22 protein-coding genes and 1 tRNA gene are annotated in these 25,736 nt (G+C 71.1%); 18 read left to right on the top strand and 5 right to left on the bottom strand.

Annotated elements, in window-relative coordinates; genetic code table 11:
* Nucleotides 1–115 precede the first annotated feature (115 nt).
* Nucleotides 116–2,884: a penicillin acylase family protein gene (locus ABD329_RS13640; RefSeq protein ID WP_198278127.1), complete on the top strand. Its 2,769-nt coding sequence runs from the start codon at nt 116–118 to the stop codon at nt 2,882–2,884.
* 135 nt (nt 2,885–3,019) lie between these two features.
* Here the strand turns inward: ABD329_RS13640 and ABD329_RS13635 are convergent, their stop codons facing one another.
* Nucleotides 3,020–3,619 (bottom strand): 5-formyltetrahydrofolate cyclo-ligase, encoded by a 600-nt coding sequence (locus tag ABD329_RS13635; protein ID WP_425574330.1) that lies wholly within the window; start codon nt 3,617–3,619, stop codon nt 3,020–3,022.
* An 85-nt stretch (nt 3,620–3,704) separates the two neighbouring features.
* Between ABD329_RS13635 and galU the strand changes: the two genes are divergently transcribed.
* The 7 genes from galU to ABD329_RS13600 all read left to right on the top strand — a co-directional run bounded on the left by galU (nt 3,705) and on the right by ABD329_RS13600 (nt 9,192).
* Nucleotides 3,705–4,607, top strand: coding sequence for a UTP--glucose-1-phosphate uridylyltransferase GalU (galU, locus tag ABD329_RS13630; protein ID WP_198278125.1), 903 nt, complete (start codon nt 3,705–3,707; stop codon nt 4,605–4,607).
* Nucleotides 4,608–4,611: 4 nt separating this feature from the next.
* Nucleotides 4,612–5,931: a molybdotransferase-like divisome protein Glp gene (glp, locus tag ABD329_RS13625; RefSeq protein WP_198278124.1), complete on the top strand. Its 1,320-nt coding sequence runs from the start codon at nt 4,612–4,614 to the stop codon at nt 5,929–5,931.
* Nucleotides 5,932–5,996: 65 nt separating this feature from the next.
* Complete coding sequence (gene moaC / locus ABD329_RS13620) at nt 5,997–6,479, top strand: cyclic pyranopterin monophosphate synthase MoaC (RefSeq protein ID WP_138914182.1); 483 nt, start codon at nt 5,997–5,999, stop codon at nt 6,477–6,479.
* Nucleotides 6,476–7,036, top strand: coding sequence for a MogA/MoaB family molybdenum cofactor biosynthesis protein (locus ABD329_RS13615; protein WP_198278123.1), 561 nt, complete (start codon nt 6,476–6,478; stop codon nt 7,034–7,036). The genes moaC and ABD329_RS13615 overlap by 4 nt, the downstream gene beginning before the upstream one ends.
* Nucleotides 7,033–7,656, top strand: a complete 624-nt coding sequence (locus ABD329_RS13610; RefSeq protein WP_037948207.1) for a GNAT family N-acetyltransferase — start codon at nt 7,033–7,035, stop codon at nt 7,654–7,656. The genes ABD329_RS13615 and ABD329_RS13610 overlap by 4 nt, the downstream gene beginning before the upstream one ends.
* A gap of 142 nt (nt 7,657–7,798) precedes the next feature.
* Nucleotides 7,799–9,043: a divisome protein SepX/GlpR gene (gene sepX, locus ABD329_RS13605; RefSeq protein WP_425574327.1), complete on the top strand. Its 1,245-nt coding sequence runs from the start codon at nt 7,799–7,801 to the stop codon at nt 9,041–9,043.
* A gap of 75 nt (nt 9,044–9,118) precedes the next feature.
* Nucleotides 9,119–9,192, top strand: a tRNA-Ala gene (locus ABD329_RS13600).
* 71 nt (nt 9,193–9,263) lie between these two features.
* Here the strand turns inward: ABD329_RS13600 and ABD329_RS13595 are convergent.
* The gene (locus ABD329_RS13595) at nt 9,264–9,761 is read right to left on the bottom strand and encodes a Dps family protein (RefSeq protein WP_198277536.1); all 498 of its coding nucleotides are present in this window, start codon (nt 9,759–9,761) and stop codon (nt 9,264–9,266) included.
* Nucleotides 9,762–9,988: 227 nt separating this feature from the next.
* Here ABD329_RS13595 and ABD329_RS13590 point away from each other — a divergent pair, with 227 nt between their 5' ends.
* Complete coding sequence (locus tag ABD329_RS13590; protein WP_198277537.1) at nt 9,989–10,348, top strand: hypothetical protein; 360 nt, start codon at nt 9,989–9,991, stop codon at nt 10,346–10,348.
* A gap of 217 nt (nt 10,349–10,565) precedes the next feature.
* Nucleotides 10,566–11,732: a trypsin-like serine peptidase gene (locus ABD329_RS13585; RefSeq protein ID WP_198277538.1), complete on the top strand. Its 1,167-nt coding sequence runs from the start codon at nt 10,566–10,568 to the stop codon at nt 11,730–11,732.
* A 63-nt stretch (nt 11,733–11,795) separates the two neighbouring features.
* On the opposite strand, the gene ABD329_RS13580 is transcribed toward ABD329_RS13585, so the two are convergent.
* Nucleotides 11,796–12,377 carry a GNAT family N-acetyltransferase gene (locus ABD329_RS13580; RefSeq protein WP_198277539.1) on the bottom strand — a complete coding sequence of 194 codons (582 nt, stop codon included), beginning with the start codon at nt 12,375–12,377 and terminating at the stop codon, nt 11,796–11,798.
* A 63-nt stretch (nt 12,378–12,440) separates the two neighbouring features.
* Between ABD329_RS13580 and ABD329_RS13575 the strand changes: the two genes are divergently transcribed.
* A complete protein-coding gene (locus ABD329_RS13575; protein WP_198277540.1) occupies nt 12,441–13,244 on the top strand; it encodes an exodeoxyribonuclease III in 804 nt (267 codons plus the stop codon).
* Nucleotides 13,245–13,389: 145 nt separating this feature from the next.
* Here ABD329_RS13575 and ABD329_RS13570 read toward each other — a convergent pair whose 3' ends face one another.
* The gene (locus tag ABD329_RS13570) at nt 13,390–14,130 is read right to left on the bottom strand and encodes a MerR family transcriptional regulator (protein WP_198277541.1); all 741 of its coding nucleotides are present in this window, start codon (nt 14,128–14,130) and stop codon (nt 13,390–13,392) included.
* A 172-nt stretch (nt 14,131–14,302) separates the two neighbouring features.
* Here ABD329_RS13570 and ABD329_RS13565 point away from each other — a divergent pair, with 172 nt between their 5' ends.
* The 4 genes from ABD329_RS13565 to ABD329_RS13550 all read left to right on the top strand — a co-directional run bounded on the left by ABD329_RS13565 (nt 14,303) and on the right by ABD329_RS13550 (nt 18,208).
* Complete coding sequence (locus ABD329_RS13565; RefSeq protein ID WP_198277550.1) at nt 14,303–15,832, top strand: flavin-containing monooxygenase; 1,530 nt, start codon at nt 14,303–14,305, stop codon at nt 15,830–15,832.
* Entirely contained in the window at nt 15,829–16,872 is a 1,044-nt protein-coding gene (locus ABD329_RS13560; protein WP_198277542.1) for an alpha/beta fold hydrolase, read from the top strand. The genes ABD329_RS13565 and ABD329_RS13560 overlap by 4 nt, the downstream gene beginning before the upstream one ends.
* Nucleotides 16,869–17,783, top strand: a complete 915-nt coding sequence (locus ABD329_RS13555) for an SDR family oxidoreductase (RefSeq protein WP_198277543.1) — start codon at nt 16,869–16,871, stop codon at nt 17,781–17,783. The genes ABD329_RS13560 and ABD329_RS13555 overlap by 4 nt, the downstream gene beginning before the upstream one ends.
* A gap of 119 nt (nt 17,784–17,902) precedes the next feature.
* A complete protein-coding gene (locus ABD329_RS13550; protein WP_198277544.1) occupies nt 17,903–18,208 on the top strand; it encodes a hypothetical protein in 306 nt (101 codons plus the stop codon).
* Nucleotides 18,209–18,287: 79 nt separating this feature from the next.
* Here ABD329_RS13550 and ABD329_RS13545 read toward each other — a convergent pair whose 3' ends face one another.
* Nucleotides 18,288–21,584: a S41 family peptidase gene (locus ABD329_RS13545; protein ID WP_309142738.1), complete on the bottom strand. Its 3,297-nt coding sequence runs from the start codon at nt 21,582–21,584 to the stop codon at nt 18,288–18,290.
* A 158-nt stretch (nt 21,585–21,742) separates the two neighbouring features.
* Between ABD329_RS13545 and ABD329_RS13540 the strand changes: the two genes are divergently transcribed.
* From ABD329_RS13540 to ABD329_RS13530, 3 genes are all read left to right on the top strand, one after another.
* On the top strand, nt 21,743–22,360 hold the full coding sequence (locus ABD329_RS13540) for a TetR/AcrR family transcriptional regulator (RefSeq protein WP_214664930.1): 618 nt from the start codon (nt 21,743–21,745) through the stop codon (nt 22,358–22,360).
* A gap of 135 nt (nt 22,361–22,495) precedes the next feature.
* The gene (locus ABD329_RS13535) at nt 22,496–24,748 is read left to right on the top strand and encodes an MMPL family transporter (RefSeq protein ID WP_198277546.1); all 2,253 of its coding nucleotides are present in this window, start codon (nt 22,496–22,498) and stop codon (nt 24,746–24,748) included.
* A gap of 215 nt (nt 24,749–24,963) precedes the next feature.
* Nucleotides 24,964–25,736 (top strand): energy-coupling factor ABC transporter permease (locus ABD329_RS13530; protein ID WP_344316386.1); only part of this gene is annotated, 773 nt, incomplete at its 3' end.

The raw sequence follows: 25,736 nt of genomic DNA, 5'->3' as shown, positions 1-25,736 counted from the left end.
CCCGGGCGGTGGCCGGTGCAGGGCGTCAGTCATGACTCCGCGTAGGGGCGGCGACAGCGCTGCGCCTATGGTTGCTCCAGCACTCCAGGTTCACCCTGCCCCTCGAAGGACAGCGATGCCCGCCAACACAACCGGCTCTTCTCCCAAAAAGAAGAAGAGCCGACGTCTCCGCCTGATCGTGATCGCAGTCGTGCTGCTGCTCGTCGGGGGCGTCGGCTACGGCGCGTACTGGAGTATCAGTACCGTTCGAGCCTCATTCCCGGAGACCACGGGATCGCTTCAGCTGAAGGGGCTGTCGGGCCCCGTGCAGGTCAAACGTGACGGCTACGGGATACCTCAGATCTACGCCGGCACCTCCGAGGACCTCTTCCGCGCCCAGGGGTTCGTCCAGGCCCAGGACCGCTTCTGGGAGATGGACGTCCGCCGCCATATGACGGCGGGCCGGCTCTCGGAGATGTTCGGTTCCGGCCAGGTGGAGACCGATGCGTTCCTGCGCACCATGGGCTGGCACCGGGTGGCCAAGCAGGAGTACGACACCAAGGTGTCAGCCGCCACGAAGAAGTATCTGCGGGCCTACTCCGACGGCGTCAACGCCTACCTCAAGGACCACCAGGGGGACGCGCTGTCGGTCGAGTACGCGGCCCTGGACTTCAAGAACGACGGCTACAAGCCCGAGAAGTGGACCCCGGTCGACTCATTGGCGTGGCTGAAGGCGATGGCCTGGGACCTGCGCGGCAACATGCAGGACGAGGTGGACCGCGCCCTGGCTTCCAACCGGCTCAGCGCCAAGCAGATAGACGAGCTCTACCCGTCCTACCCGTACAGCCGGAACAAGCCGATCGTCCAGGGCGGCGCCGTCAACGGGGTCACGGACGAGTTCGACCCCAAGGGCACCCCGGCCGGCTCCACGAGCGGCACCGGCGGCACCGGCTCGGTGGACGGAGGGGCCACCGGAGCCGCTCAGGGGCTGCAAACGCAGCTGTCCTCGCTCTCCAAGACCCTGGACGACGTCCCGGCGCTGCTGGGCCCGAACGGGACCGGTATCGGCTCCAACTCGTGGGTGGTCTCCGGCAAGTACACGACCACCGGCAAGCCGCTGCTCGCCAACGATCCGCACCTGGCGCCCCAGCTGCCGTCCGTCTGGTACCAGATGGGGCTGCACTGCAAGCAGGTCACGAGCGAGTGTCCGTACGACGCGGCGGGCTTCACCTTCGCCGGTCTGCCCGGTGTGGTCATAGGTCACAATCAGGACATCAGCTGGGGCATGACCAACCTCGGCGCCGACGTCAGCGACCTGTACCTGGAGAAGGTCACCTCCGACGGCTACCTCTACGACGGCAAGCAGCTCCCGTTCACCACCCGCGAGGAGACCATCAAGGTCGCGGGCGGCACGAGCCGTAAGATCACCGTCCGCACCACCAACAACGGTCCGATCGTCTCCGACCGCGACGACGAGCTCGCCGACGTCGGTAAGAGCGCCCCGGTGGGCACCGGCGCCGATGACGTGGCCCCCGACCGCGGCGACGGCTACGCGGTGGCGCTGAAGTGGACCGCGCTGACCCCGTCCAACACCATGGACGCGGTCTTCAAGCTCAACACCGCCAAGAACTTCAGCGACTTCCGTAAGGCGGCCCGCGACTTCGCGGTCCCCTCCCAGAACCTCATCTACGCCGACACCAAGGGCAACATCGGCTATCAGGCGCCCGGCCAGATCCCGGTGCGCTCCAAGGGCGACGGCCGCTATCCGGCGCCCGGCTGGGATTCGCGCTACAAGTGGAGCAAGTACATTCCGCAGTCGGCGCTGCCCTGGGAGCTCAATCCCGACCGCGGCTATATCGTCACCGCCAACCAGGCCGTCATAGACAAGAAGAACTACCCGTATCTGCTGACCGACGACTGGGGCTACGGCGCGCGGAGCCAGCGCATCACCGACCTCATCGAGTCGAAGGTCAAGGACGGCGGGAAGATCTCCACGGATGACATGCAGTCCCTTCAGATGGACAACAGCAGTGAGATCGCCAAGCTGCTGACGCCCTATCTGCTGAAGGTCGAGGTCAAGGACGACTACGTACGCGAGGCCCAGAAGCTGCTGGAGAGCTGGGACTACACCCAGGACTCGGACTCGGCGGCCGCCGCGTACTTCAACGCCGTCTGGCGCAACACCCTCAAGCTGGCCTTCGGCGACAAGCTCCCCAAGGAGCTGCGGGTCAAGGGGGAGTGCCTGCGGGTGCGCCCGGCCGACGACTCGGGTCCGCTGGAGGACCTGAACGGCAACGCCCGGCTGGTGCGCGAATGCGGTAAGCGCGACCCCGACATGGCCCAGCCCGACGGCGGCGACCGCTGGTACGAGGTCGTGCGCAAGATCATCAAGGACCCGAAGAACGACTGGTGGAAGACGGCGGGCACCCGCAACAAGCCCGGCGCCACCAACCGTGACGAGCTGCTGGGGCAGGCCATGCGGGCCGCGCGCTCGGAGCTCACCGCCAAGCTGGGCAAGGACATCAACAGCTGGAGCTGGGGCCGGCTGCACCGGTTGACGCTGAAGAACCAGACCCTGGGCACCGACGGCCCCGGCGTGGTGCAGTGGCTCCTCAACCGGGGCCCGTGGAACCTCTCCGGCGGCGAGGCGGCGGTCAACGCCACCGGCTGGAACGCGGCGGGCGGCTACGACGTCACCTGGGTCCCCTCGATGCGGATGGTCGTCAACCTCGACAACCTCGACAAGTCGCGCTGGATCAACCTCACCGGCGCTTCCGGCCACGCCTACAACGCGCACTACACGGACCAGACCGAGAAGTGGGCGAAGGGCGAGCTGCTGCCCTGGGCGTTCAACAAGAGCGCCGTGGACAAGTCGACGGAGGACGAGCTGGCGCTCACCCCGTAGCGATCCATGGAGCACCCGGGGCCCCGCATGGGCCCCCGAAGGGCCCGGTGGCCGTCTGAGGGGCGTTTCCGCCCCCGGTCGGTCCCCGGGCCCTTCGACCCTCGCGGCCCCGCCGACAGGCGCCTCCGGGCGCCTTCAGTGGGGCCGTGGCGTGAAGCGGTGGAGGCCCGAGGGCGTCACCGCCGCGTGCACCGGACGGTCGTGGGCCTCCTCGGGCACCTCGTCCAGCAGTTCGCCGTCGTACAGCAGCACCACCAGCGCCGGATCGGCCCCCGCCGCAGCCAGCCGAGCCAGCACCCGGTCGTACGAGCCGCCGCCGCGGCCCAGCCGCATCCCGCGCCGGTCCACCGCGAGCCCGGGCAGCAGCACCACGTCCGCTCCGGTCACCGCGTCCGGGCCGAGCCGCGGCCCCTCGGGCTCCAGCAGGCCGCGCCGGGCGGGCGCCAGCCGACCGGGCCCCGCGTCCTCGCCCCAGTCGAGATCGTCGTCCTCGAGCAGCACCGGAAGCAGCACCCGGACCCCGCGGGCGCGCAGGGCCTCCCTCAGGGCGTGCGTACCGGGCTCGCCGCCCATGGACACATAGGCCGCCACCGTGGCCGCCCCGGCAAGCTCGGGAAGCTCCAGGGCGCGACACGCCAGAGCGGCGCCGGCCGTCTCGATGTCATCCGCCGTCAACCTGGACCTCATCGTCAGGTGACGTCTCCGCAACGCGCGCTTACTAGCGTCAGTGTTGATCACTGGGTGCGCAATCTCCCTGTCTCATGCCATATTCACCGAATACTCATCATCTGTCCCAAAGGCACCGGATAGGGTTCGGTACATGACTCAATCGCGTACTCGGATCAGCAAGGCTGTCATCCCTGCCGCGGGGCTCGGAACCCGCTTTCTTCCGGCCACCAAGGCCACCCCCAAGGAGATGCTGCCGGTCGTCGACAAGCCGGCGATCCAGTACGTCGTCGAGGAAGCAGTCACCGCCGGACTGTCCGACGTCCTCATGATCACCGGTCGTAACAAGCGGCCCCTGGAAGACCACTTCGACCGCAACTACGAGCTCGAAGAGGCCCTGACCCGTAAGGGCGACGAGACCCGACTCGCCCGCGTCCAGGAGTCCAGCGACCTGGCGACCATGCACTACGTCCGCCAGGGAGACCCCAGGGGGCTCGGCCATGCCGTGCTCTGTGCCGCCCCGCACGTCGGTGACCAGCCCTTTGCCGTCCTCCTCGGCGACGACCTCATTGATGCCCGCGACCCGCTACTGGCCCGCATGGTCGACGTCCAGGAGCAGCATGGCGGCAGCGTCATCGCCCTGATGGAGGTGGACCCGGCACAGATCCACCTCTACGGCTGCGCGGCCGTCAAGCCGACCGTGGACGACGACGTCGTCCAGGTCACCGGCCTGGTCGAGAAGCCCGACGCCGCGGACGCGCCCAGCAACTACGCCGTCATCGGCCGCTATGTGCTCGACCCGGCCGTCTTCGGGGTGCTGCGCGAGACCGAGCCGGGCCGCGGTGGCGAGATCCAGCTCACCGACGCCCTTCAGGCGCTAGCCTCCAGTCCGGACCTCGGCGGCCCGGTGCACGGGGTCGTCTTCAAGGGACGCCGTTACGACACAGGCGACCGTGGCGACTATCTGCGTGCCATTGTCAGACTCGCGTGCGAACGTGAAGACCTGGGCCCGGAGTTCCGGGATTGGCTTCGCAGTTACGTCACCGAGGAGATGTAGCACCTTGAGCAGCACCGCAGAACGGGCCGCGGACCGCGGCCCGGACCAGGACCGGGTCTGGACGGTGGCCGAGCACCTCGACGACATCCTCGGGCACGTCCATCCGCTGGAGCCGATCGAGTTGCAGTTGCTCGAGGCCCAGGGCTGCGTCCTGGTGGAGGACGTCACCGTCCCCGGCGCGCTTCCGCCGTTCGACAACAGCTCCATGGACGGCTATGCCGTCCGTACGGCTGACGTCGCGGCCGCGACCGAGGACCATCCCGCGGTGCTCACCGTCATCGGCGACATCGCGGCGGGCAGCGGTGACCTGCCCGCCGTGGGCCCGGGCGAGGCGGCCCGGATCATGACCGGTGCCCCGGTCCCGCCCGGTGGCCAGGCCATCGTCCCCGTCGAGTGGACCGACGGCGGCCTCGACAGCGGGCCGGTCACCCATATGCCCGCACGGGGCTCGGACCCCCACGGTGGCAGCGGCAGGGTGCGCGTCTTCCGCCCGGCGCGGGAGGGCCAGCACGTGCGCACCCGGGGCAGCGACGCGGACGCGGGCGAGCTCGCGCTGCGCGCCGGCACGGTCCTGGGCGCCTCACAGCTCGGGCTGCTGGCCGCGCTCGGCCGCGCCACCGTGATGGTGCGGCCCCGGCCGCGGGTGGTGGTGCTCTCCACCGGCAGCGAGCTGGTCCAGCCCGGTGAGGAGGCGGGCCCGGGCCGTATCCACGACTCCAACAGCTTCCAGCTCACGGCCGCCGCCCGGGAGGCCGGCGCGATCGCCTACCGGGTGGGCGCGGTGGCCGACGACGCCGACACGCTGCGCGCCGCCGTCGAGGACCAGCTGGTCCGCGCCGACATCGTCGTCACCAGCGGCGGGGTCAGCGTCGGCGCCTACGACGTGGTCAAGGAGGCGATGCACGAGGTGCACTTCCGCAAGCTGGCCATGCAGCCCGGCAAGCCCCAGGGCTTCGGCCGCGTCGGCCCGGAGAACACCCCGCTGATGGCCCTGCCCGGCAACCCGGTGAGCTCGTACGTCTCCTTCGAGCTCTTCGTGCGCCCCGTCATCCGCACCATGCTGGGGAGCACCGACGTCCACCGCACCATCGCCCAGGCGGTCTGTCCCGAGGGCGTCGCCTCCTCGCCCAAGGACAGGCGCCAGTTCCTGCGCGGCTGGTACGAGCCGGCCACGCTCGACGGGCCCGCCACCGTCAGCCCGGTGGGCGGTGCGGGATCGCACCTGATCAAGGCCATGGCGCACGCCAACGCGCTGATCGTCGTCCCCGAGGACGTCACCCAGGTCGCCCCCGGCGCCGAGGTGGACGTCGTCCTGCTGGCCTAGCCGCCGACCGCGGCGGGTACGGTGTCGTCCCACACAGGAGCCACCTGGCCCGGACCGGGAGAACGATGAGCAGCGCCCAGGACCATCTCACCCACCTCGACCCGTCGGGCGCCGCCCGCATGGTCGACGTCTCGGCCAAGGACGTCACCGCGCGCACCGCCCGGGCGAGCGGCCGCGTGCGCGTGGCGCCGCGCGTCGTGGAACTGCTGCGCGGCGAGGGCCTCCCCAAGGGCGACGCCCTCGCCACCGCCCGGATCGCGGGCATCATGGGCGCCAAGCGGACCCCGGACCTGATCCCGCTCTGTCATCCGCTCGCGGTGTCGGGCGTCACGGTGGACCTCGAGGTCGCCGACGACGCGGTCGAGATCACCGCCACCGTGAAGACCACGGACCGCACGGGCGTGGAGATGGAGGCCCTGACGGCGGTCTCGGTCGCCGCCCTGACGGTGATCGACATGGTCAAGGCCGTCGACAAGGGAGCCGTCATCACCGACGTCCGGGTGGAGGAGAAGACTGGCGGCAAGTCCGGCGACTGGAGCCGGGCGTGAGCGGCTCGGCGGCGTCACGCCGCGCCCTGGTCGTCACCGCCTCCAACCGCGCCGCCGCCGGTGTCTACGCCGACACCGGGGGCCCGCTGATCGCCGAGGGGCTGGCCGGGCTCGGCTTCGCCGTGGACGGCCCGCGCGTGGTGCCCGACGGCGATCCGGTGGAGGCCGCCCTGCGGGACGCCGTGGCGGCCTCGTACGACGTCGTGGTGACCACCGGCGGCACCGGTCTCACCCCGACCGACCGCACCCCTGAAGCGACCCGCCGGGTCCTGGACTACGAGATTCCGGGGATCGCGGAAGCCATCCGCGCCGAGGGGCTCGCCAAGGTGCCCACCGCCGCGCTCTCCCGGGGGCTGGCCGGGGTCGTCGGCACGACCCTGGTCGTCAATCTGCCCGGCTCCACCGGAGGGGTGCGTGACGGCCTTAAGGTGCTCGGGCGCCTCCTGGTCCACGCGGTCGACCAGATCCACGGCGGGGACCACCGCAGACCCGCCGATTCCGCAGCCACCGCCGATGATCCCGCCGATCCCGCGGGGCGGGCCGGGAGCACGCGCTGAACGCCCCCTGGCCGGTCGTGCTGGCGGACGGCGACACCGTCCTCCGCCCCATAAAGCTGCGCGACCAGCGCGCCTGGCGCGAGGTCAACCAGCGCAACCGGGAGTGGCTGCGTCGCTGGGAGGCGACCATCCCACCGCCCCCTCCGGGCGGCCCCGTGACCCATCGGCCCACCTACCGGCAGATGGTCCGCCATCTGCGGGCGGAGGCGCACGCGGGGCGGATGCTGCCGTTCATCATCGAGTACCAGGGGCGGCTGGCCGGGCAGTTGACGGTCGCCGGGATCACCTGGGGGTCGATGTGCTCGGGCCATGTCGGCTATTGGGTCGACCAGGCGGTGGCCGGGCGCGGAGTGATGCCGACATCGGTCGCGCTCGCCGTCGACCATTGCTTCCGCACCGTCGGACTGCACCGCATCGAGGTGTGTATCCGGCCCGAGAACCTGCCCAGTCGCCGGGTGGTGGAGAAACTCGGATTCCGCCAGGAAGGGCTGCGGCCGCGCTATCTCCACATCGACGGGGCATGGCGCGACCACCTGGTCTACGCGCTCACGGTGGAGGAACTGTCCGAGGGGTTGCTGAACCGGTGGCACCGGACCCGACCAGGAGCATCGCAGAAATAAAATATCCGTTCGAATAACGGGAGAACATTTCCAACCTGATCATCCCAACGATCACAAAAAACTTTCGAGATATCAGCCAGATCGTGCGACACACCGCGCCAATTGGCAGATGGCCTCATGCGGACCCCTCTACCGTGTGAGCGTGAGCAGCAGTGGCCTCATCTACGCAGTCATCGTCGGGGCCTGGGCCGCCTATTTGGTGCCGATGTGGCTTCGTAGGCAGGACGAGCTCAATGAGGCCCGTCCGACGGAACGCTTCAGCACCGCCATCCGGCTGCTGTCCGGACGGGCGGGCATGGAGCGTCGTTACGCCAAAAGCCGTGTGGACCTCGAGCGCCCCGGGGACCCGGCGGACGACCCCGCCGAGCGCACCGCCGAGGACGCGGACGCCCCCGTCACGGGTGGTGGCCCCGCCGAGCCGGGGCGCTATGCGGCCGACCCGGAAGCGGTGACCGACGCGGTCGACGTCCGGGCCTTCGCCGAGCCCGTAACCCTGCGCGCCCCCGCCCCCACGGGCGCCGACGCCTCCGCCGAGGGCGCGTCGGCACCGGCGGCCGGGAGCGCGAGCGGTGCGCGCGGCGCGAGCGGCGGAGGTACGAGCGGGGCGCGGGCCGCGGGCGCCGGGGGCGCGAGTGGTGCACGCGGGGCGGGCGGCGGAGGCTGGAGCGCGCTGGACCGCGGACGGCGCGCGCGAGTGCTCGCGCGCCGCCGCCGCACCACTGTGATCCTCTTCGTCGCCTTCACCCTCGGCGCGATCGTCGCGGCCGTGGGCGGCCTCGCCTTCCTGTGGGCCCCGGGCATCCCGGCCATACTGCTCAGCGCCTATATCGCCTACCTTCGTGCGCAGGAGCGCCGGCGCTTCGCCTTCACCATGGACCAGCGCCACGCCGAGCAGGCCGCGCAGCGACTGCGTGAGCGCCGTCGTCCGCGGGCCCATCCGCCCGCCGAGGGCCCCTCCGCCGAGGACCGCCCCATCGACCCTCCCGCCTCCGCCGAGACCGAGCCCGCCCCCGCGAAGGCGCCCTCGCCGCACGCGGCCGGGCGCCGCGCGCTGGTGGAGCAGACCGATCACGCCGAGTGGGTGGACCAGGAGCGCGAGCGCGAGCGGGGCCCGGCGGCCGGTGACGGCTGGGAGCCGGTGCCCGTACCGCTGCCCACCTACGTCACCGCCCCGGTCGCCCCGCGCGCCACCGGCAGCGTCGACCTGGCCGCCCCCGACGCCTGGAGCTCGGCCCGCTCCAGCACCGTCGACCCCGCCTCCGCCCATGACCCCGCCCCGGCCCCGGACCCGGTCGCCGCCCCACCCCGCGGCACCCGCGACCGCGGCCGCACCCCCCTCTTCGACCAGTACGCCGACGAGGACCGGCCGCGTGCTGCCAACGAGTGACGGGCCCTTCACTGACCAGCGAGGAACGGATTACCAAGCACCCCGGAGGGGATGCTAGAGTTTCACTCGTTGCAAGGGCCTGTGGCGCAGACTGGTAGCGCACCTCGTTCGCATCGAGGGGGTCAGGGGTTCAAATCCCCTCAGGTCCACAGCAGCTCAAAGCCCCCGCCGGGGAAATCCGGCGGGGGCTTTTTGGTGTTTGGGGATCGTGCGGTGGGGATCAGGCTGAGCGGTTTTCCGCGCTGACCATCCAGGCGTGCTTCTCCAGGGAGTCGATGATCGCGTGCAGCAGGTCGGCCGTGGCGGGATCCTCGCTGTCGACCTGGTCGTGGAGGGTGCGGAGGGTGTCGGCGGTGGCGCGTAGGCGGGCGGTGATGAGGTCGACGACGGCGCTCACGCTCGCCTCGCCCGCCGGGAACGCGGGGAGTGTGGTGGTCGCCGCCACGGTCTCGGAGCGGCCGTCCGGGATAGCGGCCAGGGCGCGCATGCGTTCGGCGATGGTGTCGGCCGACTCGCGGGCGTCGTCCACGATCTGATCCAGCTGAAGGTGGAGGTCGCGGAAGTTGTGGCCGACCACGTTCCAGTGGGCCTGTTTGCCCTGGAGATGCAGTTCGACGAGGTCCACCACGATCTGCTGCAACGCTTGGGCGAGCTGTGGCGAGGCCGTGAACGCCGCGACATCGCTCTCCGAACGTCGGGAACCCCCAGAAGCGGCCATGGTGTGTCTCCTTCGAAAGCGCCGCAGAGCAGACCCCTGGCACATGGAGGCCCGTGTTCGTATGCGATCAAGCCTCAGGGAGGTCTCTCCGCGTCGCCACCGGGCTTGATCCGCTCGGGTGGGCGTCCGGCCGACGGGGCGGGGCAGGGGCGGATGAGCCGCGGTACTCAAGGGGAATGAGTACCTGGCACGATCCGCGGGCGGCTCGTGCGCGGTTGGGTGGAACGGTGAACGAGACAGCTTCCGCGGGACCGGGTGCCGACGAGGCGGCCGGCGCCGCGCATGACCGGAGAGTCCGTACGGTGGCCAAGGTCGGCCTCGTACTGCTGGTGCCCACGGCCGTCGTCAGCATCGTCCTCGCCCTCATGACGGAGCGGGCCGCCGATTGCGTCATGTACGGCAACCAGTGCTCTTCCATACCCGGCTCGGTGATCTTCGGGTCGTTTCTGGCGTCTGCGGCGTTCGGGGTCTTCGCCGTCGGCTGTCCTCGGGAGTGGCTGCCGTTTCCCTCGGCGCGGTCGTGGGCGGTCAAGCTACAGGGGGCCGCTCAGGTGACGATGGCGATGCTGCTGCTGGTCTCTCCCTGAGCGTTCCGGAGGCGTGGGGCGGGCGCGATGTCATGGAATCGTGCTTACCGCGTTCGTGTTTGGTGCGGGCCGGGGGACAGGTGATGGCGCAGGCCAGGGGCACGGGCATAGTAGGTGCCCGGTCCTGTGGCTCCATGGCGTGAAAGCGCCGTAGGGCAGAGGACGGCACAGCACATCACAGCACAACAACTGCACCACAACAGGGGGATAAGGCTCCATGCCACTCATACGCCGTTCCACCGTGGCGGCCGCGGCCATGACCGCGCTGCTGGTGGTCTCCGCTTCGGCTTGCGGGCCCGGCGACGACGAGGCGGCTTCCTCGTCGAACTCCTCGGCCGCGTCCAGCGGGCAGCAGGCCAAGGACGGGATCAAGCTGCCCGATGGCGTCCCGACGAGTCTGGACGACCTGAAGAAGTGGAAGGAGGGCGGCTGGAAGGACTGGGACAAGTGGGCCCGCAAGGCATCGGAATTCGCCAATCCGATCATCAAGAACTTCTGGCAGCCGTCCAGGATGGCCAAGGCGAAGGACTCGTCGCACACCGTCTCCACGCAGAGCGCCGGACAGGACCAGGCGGCCACCGACCCCGAGCCGCCCGCCGTGCCTGCCAAGCAGGTTTCGCGGCCGTACCACCAGAACATGGCGCCGGTCGGGAAGGTGTTCTTCGACAGTCCCGAGGGGCCGATGGTCTGCTCCGGGACGGTCATCGACGACCCGGCCCACCCGGGGAAGTCCAACCTGGTGTGGACCGCGGGCCACTGTGTGCACTCCGGCAAGCAGGGCGGCTGGATGCGCAACATCGTGTTCGTGCCCTCGTACAACGACAACGGACTGCCGGCCGAGCAGACCCAGTCGGCGGCGCAGAACGAGGTCACCCCCTACGGAGTGTGGTGGGCGGACTGGTCGCAGACCTCGTCCGAGTGGATCGCGGACGGCGGTAAGACCGGCGGGGTGGGGTCGGCGTACGACTTCGCGGTGCTGCATCTGAAGCCCGAGAACGGTGGCGGCAAGTCGTTGCAGGAGACGGTCGGGGCCTCGGTGCCGGTGTGGTTCGGGGCGCCGTCGGCCGACCAGGTGAGCTCGATCGGCGCGTATGGCTATCCGCAGGCCCCGCCGTACGACGGGGCGAAGATGTTCAACTGCACCAGCAGGCCGGGCCGGCTGTCGTTCTCGCCCACCTCGCCGACGATGTACCGGATCGGCTGCTCGATGACCGGCGGGACCTCGGGCGGTGGCTGGTTCGTCAACCACGGCGGTAAGACGGTGCTGGTGTCCAACAGTTCGATCGGCTCGTACGGACACACCTGGCTCGCCGGGCCGCACCTGGGGACCGAGGCCAAGGGCGTGTTCGACGCCATCAGCAAGAAGTTCGCCGGTCAGCGCTGACCGGGGCGCGGAGACGCGACAGGTGTCAGGGGGCCCGCTCCGAGTTCGGAGCGGGCCCCCTCGTCATGGGCCGACGGGCGCGCCCGTCAGCCCATTCGTCAGCCCGTCCGTAAGGCCCGTCGTGCCCGTCGAGCCCGTGGCGTTCGTCGTGCCCGTGGCGTTCGTGGCGTCCGTAAGGAGCTTGGCGTAGCAGCGGCTGGTCTCCTCGAAGCGGTAGTAACCGAACTTCGTCACCGGTGTGTAGCCGGACGACGTGTACAGCGCGATGGCCTCGGGCTGCTCAAGGCCGGTCTCCAGGACCATCCGCACCCGTCCCGCCTCCCGCGCGCTGTCCTCCAGTGCCGCGAGGATCCGCCGGGCCAGCCCCCGCCCGCGCGCCGCGCGCACCACGAACATCCGCTTGATCTCGGCGTCCCCGTCCTCGTAGCCCTCCTCGCTCCGCTCCTGGCTGCGCCAGCCGCCGCTCGCGACCGGGGTGCCGTCCGTGTCGTACGCGATGAGGTAGAGCCCGTGCGGCGGGTCGAAGTGGGCCGCGTCCATATGCGTCAGATCACCGTCGCCGTAGCGCTCGGCGTACTCCACCTGCACTTCCGCGTCGAGTTTGCGGGCGTCAGGGTGATCGTAGCGAGTGACTCGAACGTCCATGCGGTGGATCGTACTTCCACGCGGGGGAAGGGGCCGTTGATTTTGTCGCGTATCGTGCCGGGCGTGCTCACCGTGACGACCGTGAATGTGAATGGGCTGCGCGCCGCCGCCAAGAAGGGCTTCATCTCCTGGCTGGACGGTACCGCGGCCGATGTGGTGTGCCTCCAGGAGGTGCGCGCCGAGCCCAAGGAACTGCCCGAGGCGGTCCGCGAACCCGACGGCTGGCATGTGGTGCACGCCCCGGCGGCGGCCAAGGGCCGGGCCGGGGTGTCGGTGTACGCCCGGCGGGAGCTGGAGGGCGTCCGGGTCGGCTTCGGGTCGTCCGAGTTCGACGGCAGTGGCCGCTATGTGGAGGTCGATCTGCCCGGCGTGACCGTCGGCAGCCTGTACCTGCCCTCGGGCGAGGTCGGCACGGACCGCCAGGACGAGAAGGAGCGCTTCATGGCGGAGTTCCTTCCGTATCTGAAGGAGCTGCGCGAGCGGGCGGCGGCCGGCGGGCGCGAGGCGCTGGTGTGCGGCGACTGGAACATCGCCCACCAGGAGGCCGACCTCAAGAACTGGAAGGCCAACCAGAAGAAGTCCGGCTTCCTGCCGGAGGAGCGCGCCTGGCTGAGCGGGGTCTTCGAGGAGGCGGCGTACGTGGACGTGGTGCGCGCCCTGCACCCGGACGTCGCGGGTCCCTACTCGTGGTGGTCCTACCGCGGCCGGGCCTTCGACAACGACGCGGGCTGGCGCATCGACTACCAGATCGCCACCCCGGGGCTCGCCGGGCGCGCGGTCAAGGCGGTCGTGGAGCGGGCGGCCGCCTACGACCAGCGGTGGAGCGACCACGCCCCGGTGACGGTGGCCTACGGCCCGGCTCACTGAGGCTCCCGGGGCGGCGGTCCTATGGGTTGGTCGGCCTCCGTGGGTTGGTCGGCCTCCGTGGGTTGGTCGGCCTCCGTTCACCGGTCCCGCGGGTTCAGCGGCCCGCGGATTCATCGGTCCCGCGGGTTCAGCGGCCCACGCGGGCTCACTGATCGCCGGAGTGGCCCCTGGGCGGCGCCTCGCCCAGTTCCGCCCGCATCCGGCGGTTCATGGCCATCGTCAGCTCGGCGTCCACCACGCTCGTGGCCAGCGGCCGCAGCCGCTCCACGGTCTCGCCGACGTCCTCGCCGCGCGCCACGGCGTCCGCCAGCACATGGGTACGCAGCAGTGTGACGAAGGTCTCGGCGATCGCTTCCACATGCTCACGCACCTCGCGTGCCGCGCCGAGCACGGCGGCCAGCGGGACGCCCTGTTCGACCAGGGTGTGTGAGACGTCGAGCAGGCGGCGGCTGAGGTGGACGATCTCGTCGCCGTCGACGGCCAGATAGCCGAGGTCGAGGGAGGTGCTGAGGTTCTCCGGGGTGACCTCGCCCTGGAAGTAGTCCGCGAGCGCCTCGGGCCTGAGCCGGACCGGGGTCTCCGCAGGCCAGGAGGCGGCGGCGCCGGGCAGTCCGAGCAGCTCGCCGACGTCCCGGCGGCCGCTTTCGAAGGCGGCGAGCAACTCGGCGATCCCGCCGAGGGTGTGGCCGCGTTCCAGTAGCGCCGCGATGGTCCGCAGCCGGGCCAGATGGTGGTCGTTGTACCAGGCGATCCGGCCCTCGCGGCGCGGCGGTGGGAGCAGCTTGCGCTCCCGGTAGAAGCGCAGGGTGCGCACGGTGATCCCGGCCTTCTCGGCCAGTTCCGCCATGCGGTACTCGCGTACCTCGTCCGCTTCGCTCGTCGCCACGGGGGAAGCCTATGCCGCGGCCGGTCGGGTGCGACTGCCGCCGCCGGTCGGGTGCGACCGCCGGTAACTTCGTTATCCACAGCCCCTACCGCTTGGTAGATCCCTGTCCTACGCTCCCATCGTGCCAGTGATTGCTGGCACGGTCGTATTCGCGTTCGTGGAAGGCGGCGGCATGGCTGGGCTGACGCATGAGCATGTACGGGTGGCGGTGATCGGGGCCGGATTCGGCGGGCTGGGGGCGGCGGTGCGGCTGCGCCGCGCGGGCGTCACGGACTTCGTGGTGCTGGAGCGCGCGGACGCGGTCGGCGGCGCCTGGCGGGACAACACCTATCCGGGCTGTGCCTGCGATGTCCCCTCGCATCTGTACTCCTTCTCCTTCGCGCCCAACCCCGACTGGCCCCGGAACTTCTCCGGTCAGCCCCATATCCGCGCCTATCTGGAGCGGGTCGCCGACACCTTCGGGCTACGGCCGCATCTGCGCTTCGGCGCCGAGGTGCGGTCCCTGCGCTGGGACACCGAGGCGGTGCACTGGGAGGTGGAGACGGCACGGGGCTCGCTGACCGCCGATGTCGTGGTGAGCGCCACCGGTCCGCTCGCCGACCCCCGGATCCCGGACATCCCGGGGCTCGACGGCTTTCCCGGCGCCGTCTTCCACTCCGCGCGCTGGGACCACACCACCGATCTGCGCGGCAAGCGGGTGGCGATGATCGGCACCGGCGCCTCGGCCATCCAGATCGTCCCCGCAATCCAGCGCGAGGTCGGTCGGCTCACCCTCTTCCAGCGCACCCCGCCCTGGGTGCTGCCGCGGATGGACCGCCGGATCAGCGGCCTCGAGCGATGGCTGCACTCGAAGATCCCGGCCACCCGGTCGCTGCGCCGCGGGGTGCTGTGGGGCATCCGGGAGCTCCAGGTCGGGGCCTTCACCAAGCGGCCGGGCGAGATGCGGTTCGTGGAGCGGCTGGCCGGCGCCCATATGCGACGGGCCATCAAGGACCCGGGGCTGCGGGCGGTGCTGACCCCCGACTACCGCATCGGCTGCAAGCGCATCCTGCTCTCCAACGACTACTACCCGGCGCTCGCCCAGCCGCATGTGGACGTGGTTCCGACGGGGCTGAAGGAGGTGCGCGGTTCCACTCTGGTCGGTGCCGACGGCACCGAGACCGAGGCCGACGTGATCATCTTCGGCACCGGCTTCCATGTGACCGACATCCCCATAGCCCAGCGGGTGACCGGGGCGCGCGGGACGACGCTCGCGGAGGAGTGGAAGGGCGGGATGGAGGCCCTGCGCGGCACCAGCCCGGCGGGCTTCCCCAACTTCCTGACCATCATCGGGCCCAACACCGGCCTCGGGAACAGCTCGATGATCCTCGTCATCGAGTCGCAGCTGGCCTATATGGCCGACTATCTGCGCCAGTTGGACACCCTCGGCGGCAAGGTCGCGCTGGACGCCCGGCCGTCGGCGGTGCGCGCCTACACCGACATGATCCAGGAAAGGATGGCACGCACGGTGTGGAACACCGGAGGTTGTGACAGCTGGTACCTCGACAACGGCCGCAACACCACCCTGTGGCCCGGGACGACGTCCGAGCTGCGGAGGGTCACCCGGCGCGTGGACCTCGGCGAGTACACGGTGGTGCGGCCGCGCACCGGGCCGGTCAAGGCCACGGTGTCCACGGCCGGTGCGGGGAGGGGATCGCGGTGAGGCGGGCTCCTTCGCTGCCCTCGGGGTCGTACGTCCCGCCCGTGCCGGAGCGCGAGCTGACGGTCGTCTCGGCCGATGGGAGCCGGATCCACACGGAGCTGCACGGCCCCGAGGGCGCCCCGGCCGTCGTGCTCGCGCACGGCTGGGTCTGCTCCACGGCCTTCTGGGCGCCGGTGGTGCGCGCCCTCTCGGCCGACCACCGGGTGATCCTCTATGACCAGCGCGGCCATGGCCGCAGCCCGGCCCCGGGGCCCGGCGGCTACAGCACCGAGGCCCTGGCCGACGATCTGGCGGCGGTGCTGGAAGCGGTCATTCCGCCCGGTCGGCGGGCCGTGCTGGCGGGCCATTCCATGGGTGCGATGACGCTGATCGCCGCCGCCGACCGTCCCGTGCTGCGCGAGCGAGCGGCCGCCGCGGTGCTGTGCAGCACCGGTGTCTCACGGCTGATGGAGCGGTCTCGGGTGGTGTCGCTGCGCTCCCCGCGGGCGCGGGCGCGGGTGCACCGTCTGCTGCTCGGCTCACGCGCCCCGCTGGGCCCGGTCACGTCAGTCTCCAAGCGGCTGGTGCGGTACGTCACGATGGGCCCCGGCACCGACCCGGCCACGGTGGAGGTGGCCGCGCGGATCCTGCACACCTGCCCCCGCGTCGTACGCGCCGGATGGGGCCGGGTCCTGGCCGCCCTCGAACTGGACGCGCGGGTCGGTCAACTGACCATGCCCACGGCCGTCATCGTCGGCACCGCCGACCGGCTCACCCCGACCGAGCACGCCCACGCCCTCGCCGCCGCGCTGCCGCACTGCACCGGTCTGACCGAGCTCCCGGGGCTCGGCCATATGACCCCGCTGGAGGATCCCGAGGCGGTCACCGGCGTGATCCGCGGCCTGGTCCAGGAATACGGGACGTCCCGGGAAACCGATCCCTCTCAGGAATCCCACCCCACAACAGCGACGGAAGCCGGGCACACGGCGGTGGCAACAGCGGCGGCAACAGCAGTGGAAGCGGCAGTGGAACCGAAGGAAGCGAAGGAGCAGACGGCATGAGTGCGCGCAGGGGCCTCGAGGGCCAGGTCGCGGTGGTGACGGGCGCGGCGCGGGGCGTCGGCGAGCTGCTCGCCCGCAAGCTCTCCGCACGCGGCGTGAGGGTCGCCCTGGTGGGTTTGGAGCCCGAGGAGCTGAAGCGGGTCTCGGGGCGGCTGCCCACCGACTCCGCCTACTGGCACGCAGATGTCACCGACGCCGAGGCGATGGCGCGGGTGGCGGCGGAGGTCGTGGAGCGGTTCGGCGCGGTGGACATCGTCTGTGCCAACGCGGGTGTGGCCCAGGCTGGTCCGTTCCTCGACACCGATGAGACGGCCTGGCGGCGGGTGATCGAGGTCAATCTGCTGGGCAGCGCCACCACGGCCCGCGCCTTCCTGCCCGCGCTGATGGCGAGCCGTGGCTATCTGCTCCAGATCGCCTCGCTCGCCGCGATCGCGCCCGCGCCCATGATGACGGCGTACTGCGCGTCCAAGTCCGGGGTGGAGGCGTTCGCGCATAGTCTGCGGGCCGAGGTGGGCCACCGTGGGGTCCGGGTCGGCGTGGGTTATCTGAGCTGGACGGACACCGATATGGTGCGCGGCGCCGACCGGGACGAGGTGATGCGCGAGCTGCGGCAGCGGCTGCCCTGGCCCGCGGGCCGCACCTATCCGCTGGGCCCGGCGGTGGAGCGGCTGGTGGCGGGCATCGAGCGCCGGTCGGCGCATGTGTACGCGCAGTGGTGGCTGCGCGGTATGCAGTCGATGCGCGGCTATCTCCCGGCGTTCATCCATGCCGTGGGGCGGCGCGAGATGCGCCGCGCCGAGCCGCGGCTGGCGGCGACCCGGAAGGAGCGGGGCGGTCTGGTGGGCGAGGGCGGCGCGGCGGACGAGAAGGCGCGCACGACGGGTACCGTGGGCACGGAGCGTCACCAGTAACGCTCCGTCAACCGCCCTGACCTGCGCTTTCTTCGGCCCCTCCGGTCCGGAATGCGGAGAAAGTCGGCGCATGTAACTCTTGTCGGGCCCGACGCCATTCACCCGATGAGGAGTGACACATGGGCCCCAAGGACCAGTCGAACGAGAAGGCTCAGCAGGCCAAGCGGAAGCAGCAGGGCGGGCGGAGCCAGGAGCCGCGGCGCGGTCAGCAGTCGCCGTCCGGTGAGCGCACGCAGTCGGCCGAGCGCATGCAGTCCGGTGAGCGCATGGAGGAGCGCTCCCGCCGGGAGCCCGGGCAGGAGCAGCGCCGTGGCCGGCAGGACCGGCCGGAGGCCCAGGGGCAGTCCCAGCGGATGGGCCGTGAGCGCCGTCAGCCGGGCATGGGCGACGAGATGATGGACCAGGAGCCCTTCGAAGAGATGTGACACACCGAGGGCGGCACATAGGGCGGGAGGGGTGTATCCCCATGCTCGACCATGGGGATACACCCCTGCGCCCACACCCTCAGTTCCCGTTGCGCGGGGGCAGTTGGGGGCGGCGCAGGTCGGGGACGTCCGCGTAGTCCGGCGGGGTCGCGGCCGGATGCCGCTCCAGCAGATCGAGCGCCGTACGGACGGCGACCCCGAGTTGCGGATGGCGGCCCTCCGCCCAGTCCACGGGGGAGCGCGGCGCCTCGATGTCCGGCTCCACACCGTGGTTCTCCACACCCCAGCGGTAGGCGTCGAACCACGCGGCGTTCATCGGCACCGTGATCGACGTGCCGTCGCCGAGGCGGTGCCGCCCGGTCATCCCGACCACCCCGCCCCAGGTGCGCAGCCCCACCACCGGCCCGATGCCCTGGATCTTGAAGGCCGCGGTGATCATGTCGCCGTCGGAGGAGGTCGCCTCGTCGGCGACGGCGACGATCGGCCCGCGCGGCGCGTTGCTGGAGTACGACACGGGCTGGGCGTTACGGGTCAGGTCCCAGCCCATGACCTTGCGGGTGAGCTTCTCCACCACCAGCTCGCTGATGTTGCCCCCCGCGTTGCCCCGGACGTCCACGATCAGCGCGGGCAGCGACATCTCGCGGCGCAGATCGCGGTTGAACTGCGCCCAGCCGGAGCCGCCCATGTCGGGGATGTGGAGATAGCCGCACCGCCCGTCGCTCAACTCCCGCACCACGGAACGGCGCTGGGCGACCCAGTCCTGGTAGCGCAGCGGCCGGTCGTCGATCAGCGGGGAGACCGCGACCCGGCGCGGCGGCCCCTCGCCGTCCGGCGACTCGAAGGTCAGCTCCACCGTCGTGCCGCCCGCGGCTGTCAGCAGCGGATACGGACCGGCCACCGGGTCCACCGCCCGCCCGTCGACATGAGTGAGCACGGCGCCGTCCCGGATGCCCAGACCGGCCAGCGGCGACCGCGCCCGGGAGTCGGAGGACTCACCGGGCAGGATGCGGGCCACCGCCCACCGCCCGTCCTTGGCGCGGGTGAGGTTGGCGCCGAGCAGCCCGATGGGGCGCTGGTAGTGGGACGGCCCTTCGTTGCGCCGGGCGGCGCTGACATAGGCGTGCGAGGTGCCCAGTTCGCCCAGGGTCTCGCGGAGCAGATCGGCGAACTCGTCGGGCGAGGCGACCCGTTCGACCAGCGGACGGTACTGGTCGAGCACCCCGTCCCAGTCGACACCGCACATCCCCGGGTCCCAGTAGTAGTGGCGGGTGATGCGCCCGGCCTCGTCGTACGCCTGCCGCCACTCGGCCGCCGGATCGGCGGTGTGCTGGATCCGCCGCATGTCGAGGTGGACGGTGGAGTCGCTGTCGCCGGACTCGGTGGCGGGCATCGCGCGCAGATCGCCGTCGTCGTAGGCCACCAGCCGGGTGCCGTCGCCGCTGACCACGAACCAGTCCAGCTCACCGGTGAGTTCGGTGCGCTTGGCCTTCGCCAGGTCGAAGTGTTCCAGGGTGGGGCGGCTCGAGGTCTCGCCCGGGGTGGCGAACGTCTCGCCGAGCACGCCGGAGATCGGCCAGCGCAGCCACACCAGCCCGCCGCCGCTGACCGGGCGCAGCGAGGAGTACTTGGACGCGGAGACGGGGAAGGCCGTCACCCGGCTGGCCAGCCCCTCGACCTCGACCGTCACCGTGCCGTCGCCGTCGCCCTCGCCCCCGCTGACGTCCGGGTCGAGACCGCCCGCCGCCGGGCGCCCCTCGGGGGACAGCGCGAAGGGCGAGGGGGTGGCGGAGGACAGCGGTACGAGATAGGGGCGGCAGCCCAGCGGGAAGGAGAGGTCGCCGGTGTGCACGTCGTAGACCGGGTCGAAACCGCGCCAGGAGAGGAAGGCGAGATAGCGGCCGTCGCTGGTGAAGACCGGCTCCTCGTCCTCGAACCGCCCGTTGGTCACGTCCACCACGGACCGGTCGGCCAGCCGCGCGATCTTGATCGAGCGCAGGGTGCGCCCTATCCCGGGGTGGGACCAGGCGAGCCAGGCCGAGTCGGGGGCGAAGGCCAGGTCGCCCACCGGCCCGTTGTCCGACCGGATCAGCTCGGTGACCTCGCCGTCGCCGTCGGGGGAGGTGTCCACCAGCAGCAGCCGCCCGTCGCCCGCGGCGACCGCGAGCAGTTCGCCGTCCGGCGAGGGCTCCAGTTCGTGCACCCGGCCCAGCCGACCGGCGGCCAGCCGGCGCGGCTCGGCGGGGCCGGTGGCCCGGGGCAGATGCGCTATCTCGATGGCGTCCTCGCCCTCCGCGTCGGTGAGGTACGCGACCCGGCCGGTCGAGCCCAGCATCACGGGAAGCCGCACCCGGACGCCCGGGGTGTCCGCGAGGGTGCGGGCGGGTCCGTCGCGGTGGGTGAGCCAGTACAGGCTGCCGCGGACGCACACCGCGCTGGCTCGGCCGGTGGTGTCCACCGACAGCGAGTCGATGTGCGAGGCGGCGGGCACCTGGTAGGGCCGTCGCCCGGTGCGCGCCCCGCCGAGCCGTACGTCCAGCCTGCGCGGTTCGCCGTCCGGGCTCAGGTCGTCCACCAGCCACAGCTCGCCCGCGCACTGGTAGACGACGCGGGAGCCGTCGGTCGAGGCGTGCCGGGCGTAGAAGTCGGCGTGGTCGGTGTGGCGGCGCAGCTCGGTGCCGTCGGGCAGACAGGAGTAGAGATTGCCGATGCCCTCGTGGTCGGAGAGGAAGGCGATCCGGCCGTCGACGAACATCGCCGCGTCCAGATGGCCGTTCAGCTTCTCCGCGAGCCGGGTGCCGTGCAGCCACAGCCGGCCCATCGCCCCGCCCCGGTAGCGCTTCCAGGTGGCGGGCTCGTGCGGTGGCTTGCCGGTGAGCAGCAGGGTGCGGCGCTCGCCGTCGAGGTCGGCCACCGCGATGTCGGCCACCGGTCCCCAGGGCAGCCGCCCGCCGGGGCTGCCGTCGGTGGGCAGGTTGTAGGCCCAGGAGAAGTGGGAGAACGGCTGCTCATGGGAGGAGACCGCGAGGATCTGGGAGGCGCCGTCCTGGTCCGGCGGGGTCCAGCCACACACCGTGGCGTCCGTGCTGCCCCAGTAGGTCAGCCGGCGGGCCGGACCGCCGGCCGAGGGGACGAGATAGATCTCCGGGTCGAGGCTGCGCCAGGTGGTGAACGCGATCTGGGAGCCGTCGGGGGAGAAGCGGGGAGGTCCGACACGGGTCCGGTCCGCGGTCAGCCGCCACGCCCGCCCGGGTGGCTCACCCGAGGCGGTCAGTGGGGCGACCCACAGATCGTCCTCGGCCGCGAAGCACAGCAAGTCGCCGTGCAGATGCGGAAATCGCAGGTACGCCTGGTCGTCGTCGCATGCGTAAGGCTCCACCCCACCCATGTTTTCGAGCTACGCCATTCGGAGCAACTCGGTTGTGTGACCGACACCACGAGCGAAACGGCGTAGTTTCGATACGACCGGGCTTATGCTGGAGGAGTACGAAACCGTTTCGTTCGGAAGTTTGGAAGGCCGGAGGGAGGCGACGCCCCATGCGGACCACGGATCAGCCGACGGAGGACCGCGACACCGCCCGGGTGCGCCGCAGCAGACTCTCCCCCGAGCGTGAGCGGGAGCTGTACGAGGCGGTGGTCGAGCTGCTGGGTGAGGTCGGGTACGACGGTCTGACGATGGACGCCGTCGCGGCCCGTACCCGCTCCAGCAAGGCCACGCTCTACCGCCAGTGGAAAGGCAAGCCGCAACTGGTCGCGACCGCGCTGCGGCACACCAAGCCCGTTCTGCTCGAAGGCGTCGACACCGGATCGCTCCGCGGGGACCTGCGGGAGATCGCACGGTGTTCGGAGACCGCCCATGAGCGGGACGCCGCGCTGATGAGGGGACTCGCCCACGCAAGCCATGACAACCCGGACCTTCACCAGGCCCTGCGAGAGTTGTTGATCTTCCCCGAGATCGACGCGCTCCACGCGCTGCTGAGGCGCGCCGTCGACCGCGGCGAAGTCGCCCCGGACCGGCCCGCCTTGAACTACGTCGTGCACATGATGTGCGGCGCGTTCATCACCCGACCGCTCGTCGAGGGCAAGCAGCCGGACCAGACGTATCTCCTGGAGTACATCGACGCCGTGATCCTCCCCGCGCTCGGCGCCGCATAGCCCTTCCTCTCGCCTCCTCACTCCCCCCGATCTCCCCGCACAACCACATAGGACCCCGGCCGGCGCGCCGCTCTCGTCGCCGGTTCGGTCACCCATCCCTGCCCTGCCAGCCAACCGACGGGAGCACCCCTTCTCGTGGCCACCTTCCTCTATAAACTCGGCCGGTTCGCCTTCCGGCGACGCGGCTTCGTCGCGCTGATATGGGTGGCGCTGCTCGCGGTCGCGGGCGTCGGCGCCGCCACCGCCTCCCAGCCCGCCAACGACAGCTTCTCCATCCCCGGCACCGAGGCCCAGAAGGCATTCGACCTGCTGGAACAGCGGTTCCCCGGGGGCAACGCGGACGGCGCCACCGCCCGTGTGGTCTTCCGCGCCCCGAGCGGCGAGAAGATGACCGACCCGGCCAACAAGGCGGTGGTCACCAAGACCGTCGCCGAGCTCAAGGCCAGTTCGCCGCAGGTCGCCTCGGTCGCCGACCCCTACCAGGCGCGGGCCGTCAGCAAGGACGGCACCACGGCGTACATCCTGACCAGCTACAAGGTCAACGCCATGGAGCTGAAGGACCCCGCCAAGGACGGTCTGAAGGAGGTGGGGGAGAAGGCCCAGAAGTCGGGGCTGACGGTGCAGATCGGTGGTGACGCGCTCCAGGAGATGCCGGAGACCGGCTCCACCGAGATCATCGGCATCGCGATCTCCGCGGTCGTCCTCGCCATCACCTTCGGCTCGCTGGTGGCCGCCGGACTGCCACTGCTGACCGCGCTCATCGGCGTCGGCATCGGCATCTCGTCGATCACCGCGCTCGCCACCACCCTGGGGCTGTCCACCACCACCTCCACACTGGCGATGATGATCGGCCTCGCGGTCGGCATCGACTACGCGCTGTTCATCGTCTCCCGCTACCGAGCCGAGCTGGCCGAGGGACGGGAGCGGGAGGAAGCCGCCGGACGGGCCGTGGGCACCGCGGGCTCCGCGGTCGTCTTCGCCGGCCTCACGGTCGTCATCGCGCTCGTCGGCCTCGCCGTCGTCAACATCCCGATGCTCACCAAGATGGGCTTCGCCGCGGCCGGTACGGTCGTCATCGCCGTCCTCATCGCGATCAGTCTCATTCCGGCGGTGCTGGGCTTCGCGGGCAAGCGGGTGTTCGGGCGCAAGGCGCGCCGGCGGATGGAGGAGCGTGCCGCGGCGGCCGCCGCGAGCGGCGGGGGCGCCCCCGAGGAGAAGCCCAACATGGGCACCCGCTGGGCCCGCTTCGTGCTGCGCCGCCCGCTGATGGTGCTCCTGGTGGCCGTGCTCGGCCTCGGCGCGGCCGCCGTGCCCGCCACCAGCCTGGAACTCGGCCTGCCGGACGACGGCTCGCAGCCGGTCAGCAGCCAGAAGCGCCAGGCGTACGACGCGATCTCCGAGGGCTTCGGCCCCGGCTACAACGGTCCGCTGATGGTGGTCGTCGACGCCAAGGGCAGCGATGACGCCAAGGGCGCGGCCCAGCAGGTCCGTAAGACCATCACCGGTCTGGACGGGGTGGCGGGGGTCAGCCCGGCCGCGTTCAACAAGGCCGGTGACACCGCGACGCTCACCGTCGTCCCCAAGTACAAGCCGAGCAGCATCGACACCGAGAACCTGGTCGGCGACATCCGGGACAAGGCGAGCGGGTTCAAGTCCGACACCGGCGCTGAGGTGCTGGTGACCGGCCAGACCGCGATGAACATCGACATCTCGCAGAAGCTCAACGACGCGCTGGTGCCCTATCTGGTGCTCGTCGTCGGACTGGCCTTCCTGCTGCTGATGGTGGTCTTCCGGTCCGTCCTGGTCCCGCTCAAGGCGGCGCTCGGCTTCCTGCTCTCCGTCGTCGCGGCGCTCGGCGCGGTGGTCGCGGTGTTCCAGTGGGGCTGGCTGGCGGATCTGTTCGGAGTCGAGGAGACCGGCCCGATCATGAGCATGATGCCGATCTTCATGATCGGTGTGGTGTTCGGTCTGGCCATGGACTACGAGGTCTTCCTGGTGACCCGGATGCGGGAGGCGTACGTCCACGGCGAGCGCCCCGGCCAGGCCGTCGTCACCGGCTTCCGGCACGGCGCCCGGGTGGTCACCGCGGCCGCGGTCATCATGATCAGCGTCTTCGCGGGATTCATCGGCTCGTCCGAGTCGATGATCAAGATGATCGGCTTCGGCCTCGCCACCGCCGTTCTCTTCGACGCCTTCGTGGTCCGTATGGCCATCGTCCCGGCGGTGCTCGCACTGCTCGGCAAGGCGGCCTGGTGGCTGCCGCGCTGGCTGGACCGGGCGCTGCCCAACGTGGATGTGGAGGGCGAGGGCCTGCGCAAGCAGCTCGAGCAGCCCTCCGCGGACCAGCGGCGCGACAGGGACTCCGACGCCGAGCTGACCCGCGTCTGACCCGCGTCTGGCCCCGCGTCTGATCCGCGTCTGATCCGCGGCTGAACACCTGGTGTCATGCCTCGGCCCGACGGCGGCCTTCCGAACCCGGAAGGCCGCCGTTCGGCGTTTTCCGCGGGCCCGCGCGATCCCGCGACGTCGGCGCTCTTGCGAACGACTTGCAGGTACGGGCTACCATCGGGCCGATAGTTGCAGCTCAGGAGCGGAGTCCCGCCATGCATGTGCCCGACGGATTCATCGACGCACCGGTGTCGGTGGCGACCGGTGTGGTCGCGGCCGGGGCCGTCGCGGTCAGTTTGCGCGGTGCCCGACGGGAGCTCGACGAGCGGACCGCACCGCTGGCCGGGCTGGTCGCGGCGTTCATCTTCGCGGTGCAGATGCTGAACTTCCCCGTGGCCGCCGGCACCAGCGGCCATCTGCTGGGCGGGGCGCTGGCCGCGATACTCGTGGGGCCGTACACGGGGGTGTTGTGCGTCTCCGTGGTGCTGCTGATGCAGGGCGTGCTGTTCGCGGACGGCGGGCTCACCGCGCTCGGCGTCAACATCACCGACATGGCCCTGGTCACCACGGTCGTGGCGTACGCACTCTTCCGCGCGATCGTGAAGCTGGCCCCGCATCGCCGCCGTACGGTCACCGTCGCGTCCTTCGTGGCCGCGCTGATCTCCGTACCGGCCGCGGCGGTGGCCTTCACGGCGATCTACGCGCTCGGCGGCACGGCCGATGTGGCGATCGGCAAGGTCTTCGCGGCGATGGTCGGTGTGCATGTGCTGATCGGCATCGGCGAGGCGGCGATCACCGCGCTGACGGTCGGTGCCGTCGTGGCCGTACGGCCGGATCTGGTGTACGGGGCGCGGGGGGTGACCGCGCGTCCGCTGGAGATCCGCAGCAGCCCGCTGGCCCCGGCCACCCCGGGGGCGGTGGCGCGGGCCGAGGGCCCGGCGGCCGAACCCGCCGCGGCCACCGCCGCGGCCACCGAACCCGCCGGGGC

The organism is Streptomyces javensis (assembly GCF_039525925.1).
Taxonomy (GTDB): domain Bacteria; phylum Actinomycetota; class Actinomycetes; order Streptomycetales; family Streptomycetaceae; genus Streptomyces; species Streptomyces asiaticus.
The sequence above is the reverse complement of the archived record's forward strand: the minus strand, read 5'-3'. Positions and strand labels throughout refer to the sequence as shown.